Genomic DNA, 10,592 nt, shown 5'->3' with positions numbered 1-10,592 from the left:
TTGAGATTCGTTTTCCGCTTCGGCGAACGTGCACGTGCTGAGCACCAATCGGCCTCCGGGGCGGAGCAGGTGGACGGCCGACGCAAGAATCCGCTTGGCCCGCAACGCGCTGTGTTCGATCTGTGTCTTTGAAACCGCGGCGAGACTTTGTTTGCCGCGTCCCAACAATGCTTGGCCGCTGCAGGGGACATCGGCCAAGACCACATCAAAGATGCCGCCAAGTCGCGATCGCAGCCGCTCGGGATCGAGACTGGAGATGGCGTAACGGTCGCTCCCGGTGCGAGCCAAGTTGTACGCCAACGGTGCAATGCGAGATTGGATCGGTTCATTGGCCAGCAGAAAGCCGTCGCCGATCGATTCCAGCAGGGCAGTCGATTTGCCGCCCGGCGCGGCGCATAAATCACAGATCAATCGGTCGCGTTGCGGAGGCCGATCTGCGTCGGCGGCTGCCAAGGCCAGCATCGAACCGGCATCCTGAATGAAAAAATCACCGGCGGCGTACGAGAGTGTTCGGCTCGGTCGGACCTCCGGATCGGTGCACTGATAACCGAGCGAATACCACGGGATCGGGCGGACCGGGAACGCGATGTCCTGGGGATCGATGTCCTGTCGATAGCGCACTGCGCTGGGGTGTCGCGACATCAAGGCGGCCGAGAACGCGGCGAATTCTTCGGGACGCATCGCGGCGTTTCCGAGTGCCGCCACCAGCGGTTCCAACACGTCAGCCTGATCCGCGTCAGACGGTTCGTCGTTCACGTTGTGGTGCGCTGCAAGTATTTCAAGGCCGAAACCACCAGCGACAGGACGCAAGCCAGCAGCAGAGGCGACGTAAACGTAAACATGATGAATGCCCGATGCGCCAGCCGACCGACGTCTTCACCACCGTCCTCCGCTTTCCCGTACAACAGCACACTGAGTTCTTCGCGGATCGCCGGGACTTGAGATGCGTAGAACAGCGCCGCCGAAATAAAGGCGAACACGACCATCATCAACAACATCATCGACAGACTGATTTGAATCCTGGGGCCATGCTTGGCGGGACGCGGCGAGGCAGTCGATTCGGCCGGCCCGGTCGCACCGCGTGGTGAGGATTCAGGATTTATCGAAACTGGACTCATCCGTCGATCGCCTCCTTGGGCAATTCCGGCAACGGCTCCACCGGCGCTGCGGGCGGTTCCCAAAGATCCTCCGCCTCTTGGCCACCGGTGTCACTACGGAGCAACAAATAGACTCCCCCGAGTAGACCAAATGCCAGCGTGGTTTGCCAGGCAACGACGACCATGGTGATGGCATCAACGGCGGATTGAATCTGAACACCGTTCGGCGAAATCACCCACGTGACGATCCGTGCCGCCAGCACCGATGCCCCGCCGATTCCGCCCAACAATATGCCGAACAGAAACACCATCGCTCCGGAAAACGCCATGTACCAGGCCAACGACAGTGGTCGACGATACAACGATTCGTAGCCGCGGCTGAGCGAATCGATCGGGTCGGGCGTCGGTTCACAGACCATTGCCGCGAGCGCCAGCGGTACGGCGAACAGGGCTCCAAATCCCAGAATACCGACCGGGATCGCGGCGACGCCGATCGCCCAGCCGGTGATGCCTGAGACCAAGGGCACGTCCGCCACAAAACTCGGTAGTCGGATCAGAAACACGCCCACCATCAATGCCACGATGCACAAGCAGGGCAGGATCGGCACGAACAGTGATCGCCAAAGCCGCGATCCAACCAAACGCAGCGTCTGGCCGGCACGCGGCAGAGGTTTGCCCGCAGCCAACGCCGCGCCGCCGCGGCAAACGAACTGAATCACCGGAATCCAAATGATCAGCAACACGGCGGCCAGCAGCGATCCGAGCAGCGGACCGGTCCAATGAAACATCGCCACCAGCAGTTGAATGTGGGAATGCAGCTCCCAAAATCTGCCCAGCTGGAGAGGTCCCTCTGCGAAAAACGACGCGATCGTTCTGGTCGCAATGCAGGCCAGCAAGACGACTGCGACGTGACTGGGGGAAGCGAGGATCCTGGGGATGCGGGTCAGGCGAATCCAGGATGCTACGTCGACCCAGGAGCGCATCCGAGAGAACATCCCGGATTCGAAGTCGTAACCGGCGTGAATCTCGCTCTTGTTCAAGCCTGGGCTCCGCTTCGTCCGATCAACCGTGGGCAATTCCGACCAGGGGCGACGCGCACCGTCGTGGTCGCTCGTCTCCTCAAGGCCGCAGTATCACGTACGCGGTGCCGATCACGCAAGAAGCCCACTACCGCTCCGTTGAGATCGATGGAGCTTCGCTGAAATCAATCAAGCCGCCCGGACGCTGGCGCGAACCGGCTGATGTCAATCGATGATCAGCCGTTTGCCGCGAGCCTTCGGGCCCAAGCCTCGACACCAACCTGCGTGTCACTGGCTCAGCGGTTGATCACGCCGCCATCGCGGACGGTTCGCTTTCGGCTGGCTTCCCACGATCGCGTGCCCGTCGCCACAGCGCCTTGATCTCGGCGGTCAAACTGGTCGCGACCGTTCGATGATACGGCGAGTCGGCCGGCAACCCCTCGATCAGCCGACGATGAGCTTCGCCCAGGTTGTGATAGGGCAAGCGGGGGAACAGGTGGTGCAAGGCGTGGTAGCGTGTTCCGATCGGACCCCACAGTTCGCTGATCCACGGATGGTGGGGATAGTTGACCGAATCGAGCAACTGTTCTTCGAACGTCATCTCGCCGCCGTCGCCCGTCCATCGATGCGCTCCCAACGTGCGGACTTCATTCAGCGTCAACAATCCGATTGCAACGCTGTACGCGACGATCCACAACGGATCAAACCATTCCCCGGTGACAATCTTGTGGCGAAAGATCAATCCGCTTCCGACCAGAAAACAGAAGAACTCCTGCATCACCACGATCCGCATTTCCTTGTCCGACGGATCGTCACGCTCGTAAAACGGATCCACCACCATCGTCGACGCGTGGCGGTGCACGAACGCGCGGGCTCCCGGGATCAGCCAGCAAACCGGGCTCAGCACCACGAACCGAAACAGACCCAAAACGGGAATGATCAGCGCCTGGCCGATAAAGCCGACGATCATCCACGGGCTGTGATGGCTGAGCGACAGGTACTCTCCGTCATGGTCGGTGCCGTAATGCTTGCGTCGATGGTGATCGACGTGCGGATAGTACAAAAACGACGGCACAAACAACGGGATGCCGCACAAGGCATTCCACGCGAACCGAAATCCTTTGAACCCTTCTTTGGGTAAATGAACCAGCTCGTGAATGAACATCACCGAACGCATGAACAGCAGCACGGTCGCCAGGTACGACACGATCACGACGGGAATCACCCAGGGGGCCGGCCAGAACAATCGCGGCACGTGCAGCGTCGCGTTCAAGGCAATGAAGCCGCCGACGATCGACAGCAAGAAATCTGTCCAGTAGATTCGCGGATTCGGTTTCGTCAAATCACCGATTAGATTGCGCGCTTCGGCAAAGGAAAACTTGCCGTCGCCACGCGGCGGAGCAGGAACCACCTTCGGCGTTCGTTTGGGGTCTGGATTAGTGTCGCTGGCGAGTTGGGCTGGGCTATCAACGGACATCGCAGAACAATCGTGTAGTGGGTCGCGGTGGTGATCCGACACGCGGTTGGGTAAACCACGTGGTCGAACGGAATCCTCGTTTGGATTGTATCGTCCCTGGAAGTGGGCAAATCTGACTGGCCGTCCTAGTAAACCCCCAGTTTAAATCGCTTCTTACGGCCTTGCCCGCATATTCCCCAAAGTTACTGACGTCACGATTGTCGCAGGCAGACCGCACATGACCCATTCACCGATGCTCGACAAATCCGCACACTCCATTGTGGTGATCGGTGCCGGGGCGGCCGGTTTGGTCGCTGCGGCGGAGGCCGCGATGAGGGGGGCGAGCGTACTGCTGTTGGAGAAGAATGGCAAAACCGGGGTCAAGATCTTGATGTCCGGTGGAACCCGCTGCAACATCACCCAGGACACCGATGCCAAAGGGATCGTCCAGGCCTTTGGCAAGGCGGGGCGATTTTTGCAAAAGTCCGTCGGTGCCTTCGGACCGGCCGATGTCGTGGCGATGTTTCACGAACACGGGGTGCAGACCAAGGTGGAGTCGACCGGAAAGGTGTTTCCGCAATCCGATCGCGCGATCCACGTCCGCGACGCCTTGCAACGACGCGCCGTCCAAGCGGGTGTGAAACTTCATTTGCGGTGTGCCGTCACCGCGGTCGAAAAAGCGGCCGACCAGTGGCTGATCCATACCGAATCGGAATCGATCCGCTGCGATCGGCTGATCGTGACCGCCGGCGGCAAAAGTTGGCCGGGCTGCGGCACGACCGGCGATGCGTACGCCTGGCTGCACAAGTTGGGACACACCATCGTCCGGACCCGGCCCGCACTGGTTCCCTTGGTCGGCGGATACGATTGGACGCACAGCCTGTCCGGTTTGACGCTCGATGATTGCATCGCATCGGTTTACCAACGCAGTGATTGGCAATCCAAGGCACCCTCCAAACGCAAGCCGCTGGTCAGCCGCCGCAGCAGTTGGCTGTTCACGCATCTGGGGTTCTCCGGCCCTGCAGCGATGGACGTCAGCGGCACGATCACCCGCGCCGATTCGTTCGACGACGTCATGCTGGCCGTCGACCTGGTGCCCCAGATGTCGGTCCCGCAACTTGAGAAGGCACTGACCGATCGTGGCGGCGGGGGGCGCCGCACGACCACCGCCCTGATCACAGAGTGGTTGCCAAGTCGACTGGCCGAATCGGTCGCCCGAGCAAGTGACGCCGAGTGCCCGATCGCAGAACTTTCACGCACCAAGCTGCAGGCCCTGGTCAACGGGCTGAAATACGCGACGTTTCCCGTGCAAGGCACACGGGGGTTCGCCAAGGCGGAGGTCACCGCCGGTGGCGTGAAGCTGTCGGAAGTGGATCCGCGAACAATGGAAAGTCGCAAGGTCTCAGGGCTCTACATCGCCGGCGAAGTGCTGGACGTCGATGGTTGGATCGGAGGCTACAACTTTCAAGCCGCCTTCAGCACCGGACGAGCCGCCGGAATCGCCGCCGCGCAGTAAGCCCCCAGCCTGCATCCTCATCAGTGGCCTAAGCTTCCAGCTTGCGTCCTCACCAGTGGCGTAAGCTTCCAGCTTGCGACTCTCGGCCGTCCCGGCCGACCCCCCTTCAAACCACATCCGATTCGCGAAAGCGTTCACGCCCCACAGCGTATTGTGCCCCCCAACTCCACACCCAACCGCCGGTTCCTCGACCGACCCAAACTGACAACGTGCGCAAACACGACTCAGGACTGCGTATGGCGCACCGCGACGCCGTGTCACGCCGGTTTCTTGTGGCAGAGTCGCTCTGCTCTGCTTCGGCAAGCGAGATGCTTGCTCTACACTGCAGTTACACTGTCGACATCGAACAAGAACCTTGATCATCAGACGAGAACCCTTGGCGTGAATCGAATCCTGCTCGCCGGACTGCTGTTTGTACTCGGTTGCCATGCCGCGCGGGGACTGGCGCAGTCCGCCCCACAGCCCTCGTTGACCGATCAACTACTCGCCGAGGACAGCCGAACGTTAGCCGCCCAGGCTCGCGAGCGGGGAGATGCGGTTCGGGGAGCCATTCTGTTTTCAACCCAGTCACTCTCGTGCACCAAGTGCCATGCCCAGGGCGCTGTCGATCTGCTCGGACCGGATCTCACCCAAGTCTCCGCGGACCGGAATGACGAAACAATCGTCGAAGCGATCCTGCAACCGTCCAAGTCGATCGCCAAGGGATTCGAATCGGTAAAAATCTTGACCCTGGAAGGCCGAGTGGCGACCGGGCGAGTCATCCGGCAGGACGCCGACTCGATCGTGCTGAGGGAACTGTCCGATGCCAATCGCTTGATCGTGATCGCACACGACGACATCGATCGCATGGAGCCGCAAACGGTTTCTGCGATGCCGACCAAACTGGCTGATCAACTCAAAGACCGGCAACAGTTTTTGGATTTGGTCAAATACCTGATGGACATCGCCCAAACCGCGCAAGCACCAAACGTCGCCGCGTCGATGCACGCATCACGGTCCACCTCGCTTGATCCTCGAATCCACGGATTGGTTTTGATGGACCAGTTCGGTTGCGTCCGCTGTCACGGAGACAACGCCGCGGCACCGACGATGCACGCTTCCACGCCGCCCAAACAGGCTCCGGTTCTGACCGCGGCGGCATCGCGAATCGATCCCCAATACATCCGACGATTCATCGCGGATCCCCACGGCGTGAAGCCGGGGACCAGCATGCCGGATTTGATGCAACATCTTTCCGATGAGGATCGCGATGCGGTGTCGACGGCGATCACCCACTATTTGATGTCGCTGTCGAAGGATCCTTTTAAACGGGGATCGATCGACGACCAGTCGGCGGCGCGCGGTCGAGAACTGTTCCACTCGGTCGGATGCGTCGCCTGTCATTCACCGCGCGGCAAAGACGGCGACGAGTTGATGGCCGACAGTTCGGTTGCCCTCGGCGATCTGAGCCAGAAGTACAGCGTCGACGGACTTTCGTCCTTCCTGGAAAATCCGCATTCGGTGCGCCCGTCTGGACGCATGCCCGACATGAAACTGACGCACTGGGAAGCGGTCGATTTGGCAAACTATCTGGTCAGCGGTGCGGGGGCCGATGCCGATCACCGGCCGATGCAAACCGATCCCGAGATGATTCGGTCCGGTCGCAACTCGTTCACCGAACTCGGATGCGTCCAGTGCCATGTCGCCGAGGACGGCCAAACGCAACAGGTGCAAGCCCAAGGGCGTGCCGATCGTTATGCGTCCCTGGCTGAATTGAACACGGCGCAAGGCTGTCTGTCGGAGAAGTCGGGGGCGTGGGCGAATTATCCATTGGACGACGCCCAGCGCGACGCGATTCGAGTCGCCCTTCAATCGTCCGCCGCCACGCTTGATGATCGAGAACACGTCGTTTTGACGATGGCAACGTTTCGCTGTGACCGTTGCCACTCGCGCGATGGCTGGGGCGGGGTGTCGGACCAACGCGATCCGTACTTCCACACGACCAATGAAAACCTCGGTCCCCAAGGACGAATCCCGCCGACGTTGAGCGGCGTCGGAGGGAAGCTGCGTTCCAAATGGCTGCGCGACGTGTTAGTCAACGGTCGTTCCATCCGCCCCTACATGAACACCAGGATGCCGCAGTACGGCGCGGCCAACGTGGCCCACCTGGTCGATCGGTTTGCAACGGTTGACCCCAAGCCGTTGGTCGAAATCACCGAGACGCAGGATCCCAAGGAGGCTCGCCAAACGGGCTTGGAACTGGTCGGCAACGGCGGACTGAACTGCATCGCCTGCCACACCTTCCAACACAAACCGGCGCAAACCATGCCGGCGGTCGACCTGACCGAAATGGCCGAGCGACTTCATCGGGAATGGTTCTATCAATACATGGTCTCGCCGCAATTGGTCAGCCCGGGAACGGTGATGCCCTCGTTTTGGCCGGGCGGAAAAGCGATCCGCAAAGAGATCCTGGGCGGAGACCCGAACCTTCAAGTCGGAGCGGTCTGGGAATACCTGCTCGAAGGGCGGCAGGCCAGGACGCCGCGCGGATTGCAGTTAGAACCGATCCGGTTGTTGGCCGATCAAGGCCGTGCCGTGATGCTGCGTCGAAGCTATCCAGGCATCGGCAAACGAGGCATCGGGGTCGGCTATCCGGGCGGATTGAATCTGGCCTTTGACGCCGAACAGATGCGGTTGGCAATGATTTGGAAAGGCGACTTCGCTGATCCGGGCGGCGTCTGGCGCAGCCAGGGACACGGAACCGTACGACCTCTGGGAAGCGACTTGATTCGTTTCCCGCCCGGGCCGGATTTGGACGACGCCCAATCACCCTGGATCGTTGACGAAGGTCGTCCGCCGCATCACCAATTCACCGGCTATGACCTGGACGACATCGGCCGACCGACATGGACCTATCGATTCGGCGAAATCGAAATCGAAGATTACGCGATCGATTCGAAAGACACCGACGCCGACCAAGCGGTGTTGAAACGGACGGTGACATTCACGTCGAAGGACAAGCGTAACAACCTTGTCTTTCGCGTCGCATCGGGCGAGACAGTGAAAGCCATCGACAAGCAAACCTTTCTCATCGGTGAATCGCTGCGCGTCCGAGTCGACGCCCCACATCAAGCCGAAGTGGAGCAATCGGAAACGGGGATGCAACTGGTCGTTCCGCTCAGTTTGCCTGCCGGCGGCACCACGTTGGAGATCCAGTACCGATGGTAACCCAGTGGGACAGGCTGCCAGCTTGTCATCCCCCGGAATGAGTCACGCGACTACGAAGCAATGATCAATCACCGAAGCTCAATGCGTCTTACAACATCCCTCATCGTCATCTTCGCCCTCATCCTTTCCGCGGCACCATCGACGCGCGCCCAAACATTGGGTGAATACTGGGACACGGCCGAAGAGGAATCGAAGTACTACAAAATCGTCGAGATCCCGATGCCCGAAGGCACGGCGATCGAAGCCGGCAGCTTTGAAGTCCTGCCCGACGATCGGTTGGCCATCGGAACCCGCCGCGGTGACATCTACTTGGTCGAGGGCGCGTTCGACGATTACCCGCAACCAACCTACAAACGCTTTGCCAGCGGGCTCGATGAAGTCCTCGGGATGTCGTTCAAGGACGACGCGTTCTACATCACCCAACAAACCGAAGTCACGAAGATCACCGACGAAAATGGTGACGGACTGGCGGACCGTTTTCGAACCCTTAGCGACGCCTGGGGATTCCGCAACTATCACGAATTCGCATTCGGCTCGAAACTGGATCCCGAAGGCAACATCTGGGTCGCACTGTGTCTTTCCAAATCCTATCAGTCCGATGAACCGTTTCGCGGCTGGTGTGTGAAGGTCACTCCCGATGGAAAAACGATCCCGATTTGCAGCGGCATTCGCAGCCCCTGCGGGATCGGTCCCAACGAACACGGCGTGATGTTCTACGCCGAAAGCCAAGGACCGTGGAACGGATCGTGCAGCTTGAAGGTCTTGGAGCCGGGAGGATTCATGGGGCATCCGGCGAGTTTTCGTTGGTACGACTTGGCGGAAAATCTGGAAAAGCCCAAGGTGGAACCGAATACGCCGTCGCGGTTGATGATCGAACGAGCCCGAGTCAAAGAGTTGGTGCCGTACGCGGTCGTGTTTCCGTACATCAAGATGGGGCGATCGATCTCAGGCTTCATGGTCGATCGCACCGGCGGCAAATTTGGGCCGTTCGAAAACCAGATCTTTGTCGGCGATTTCAGTTTGAGTGTCGTGATGCGAGCAACGACCGAAAAGATCAATGGGGTTTGGCAAGGCGCCTGCTACCCGTTCCGCGAAGGACTGGCGACCGGATTGTTGGCGTGTCAGTTCACTCCGCAAGGCGACTTGATCGTCGGCGGCACCAACCGCGGTTGGCCCGTGCGCGGCCCGCGAGAATTTGCCATCCAACGAATCGACTGGACCGGGATCGTCCCCTTCGAAATCAAGCAACTCAATGTGTTGCCGGATGGGTTTCGTGTGACGTTCACCAAACCTGTCGACCCCAAGATCGCGTCGCAACCGGAATCCTACCAGCTGGCGACCTACACCCACCTCTATCGACAAGGTTACGGCAGCCCCGAAGTCGACCAGACGACACCCACGGTGACCGAGGCGATCGTGTCCGACGACGGCCTGACCGTTCAGCTCAAGGTCGATGGATTGGTCCAGGGGCACGTCCATGATTTTGACCTGTCCCCGATCCGATCATCCGAAGGCGGGAAACTGGTCCACACCAAGGCGTACTACACGCTCAATGAAATTCCCAAGCGGCCCAGCGACGTGACGGCGCCGAAGTAGTGGAGGGGTAGGAAGATTTTGGTGGTAGGAAGATTTTGTGTCGTGCCACGACTCATCGTTTTCTCAATTTTCTTACCTCCGAAATCTTCCTACCTCCATACGGATCCCCAGCCTCATACCGTTTTGTCATCCTCTCATTCCGCCTCATCGTTCTTCATGATCCCGCACCTCGTCCCGATCACGCCTGTACCTCCCCGCGACGAAATCACCAAGGGCCGTCTGACATGCACACACGTGACCTGATCAGCAGCGAGGAAACGTGGGAGTTCGGTCATCACGATCGGTACGTCCGATCCTGGTTCGACCCCGATGCGCGGTCGTCGGTGTTTCCGCGAGAGATCGTGTTGGGGGTCGTACATGGTCTGGGTGACCATTCGGGACGATTCGATGCATTGGGACGTTGGTTTGCCGGTCGCGGAATCCGCGTGTTTGCTTTTGACCAGGTTGGACACGGCAAGAGCCCGGGACCGCGGATGCAGATCCCAAGCTACGACGCACTATTGGACGACGTCGAGATCTTCTTGAATCATCTCAGGCAGCGGTATCCCGACGCATCGATCGGTCTGTTGGGGCAGAGCATGGGAGGCAACTTTGTGCTCAACCATCAGCTTCGGCAGTATTCCAAGGTGGAGTGGATGATTGCGGGATCGCCGATGTTGCGTTCGATGAAGCAGCCGGGACCGGTCCACCTGTCTCTGCTG

At 59.8% G+C, this 10,592-nt stretch carries 7 protein-coding genes and 1 pseudogene; 4 read left to right on the top strand and 4 right to left on the bottom strand.

All coding sequences use genetic code 11. The features are described 5' to 3' along the window. From ABX749_RS08960 to ABX749_RS08945, 4 genes and pseudogenes are all read right to left on the bottom strand, one after another. Nucleotides 1-756: pseudogene (locus ABX749_RS08960) on the bottom strand (hypothetical protein); the annotation flags it as partial. After that, entirely contained in the window at nt 753-1,118 is a 366-nt protein-coding gene (locus tag ABX749_RS08955) for a hypothetical protein (RefSeq protein ID WP_372895673.1), read from the bottom strand. The gene ABX749_RS08955 and the pseudogene ABX749_RS08960, both read right to left, overlap by 4 nt. Beyond that, a complete protein-coding gene (locus tag ABX749_RS08950) occupies nt 1,115-2,137 on the bottom strand; it encodes a hypothetical protein (protein ID WP_372895672.1) in 1,023 nt (340 codons plus the stop codon). Before ABX749_RS08950 ends, ABX749_RS08955 begins: the two co-directional genes overlap by 4 nt. Nucleotides 2,138-2,423: 286 nt before the next feature. Further along, nucleotides 2,424-3,593 carry a fatty acid desaturase gene (locus tag ABX749_RS08945; RefSeq protein ID WP_372895671.1) on the bottom strand — a complete coding sequence of 390 codons (1,170 nt, stop codon included), beginning with the start codon at nt 3,591-3,593 and terminating at the stop codon, nt 2,424-2,426. Nucleotides 3,594-3,810: 217 nt separating this feature from the next. On the opposite strand from ABX749_RS08945, the gene ABX749_RS08940 reads away from it, so the two are divergent. The 4 genes from ABX749_RS08940 to ABX749_RS08925 form a co-directional block, all read left to right on the top strand. Continuing rightward, a complete protein-coding gene (locus tag ABX749_RS08940) occupies nt 3,811-5,088 on the top strand; it encodes an NAD(P)/FAD-dependent oxidoreductase (protein ID WP_372895670.1) in 1,278 nt (425 codons plus the stop codon). A 381-nt stretch (nt 5,089-5,469) separates the two neighbouring features. Then, nucleotides 5,470-8,295: a c-type cytochrome gene (locus tag ABX749_RS08935; protein ID WP_372895669.1), complete on the top strand. Its 2,826-nt coding sequence runs from the start codon at nt 5,470-5,472 to the stop codon at nt 8,293-8,295. A gap of 81 nt (nt 8,296-8,376) precedes the next feature. After that, the gene (locus ABX749_RS08930; protein ID WP_372895668.1) at nt 8,377-9,891 is read left to right on the top strand and encodes a hypothetical protein; all 1,515 of its coding nucleotides are present in this window, start codon (nt 8,377-8,379) and stop codon (nt 9,889-9,891) included. Between the two features lie 224 nt (nt 9,892-10,115). Further along, nucleotides 10,116-10,592: alpha/beta fold hydrolase (locus tag ABX749_RS08925; protein ID WP_372895667.1), on the top strand; the 477-nt coding region annotated here is incomplete at its 3' end.

It is taken from the genome of Stieleria sp., from assembly GCF_041595215.1.
Taxonomy (GTDB): domain Bacteria; phylum Planctomycetota; class Planctomycetia; order Pirellulales; family Pirellulaceae; genus Stieleria; species Stieleria magnilauensis.
Note: the sequence above shows the minus strand (reverse complement) of the source record. Positions and strands in the feature narration are given on the sequence as shown.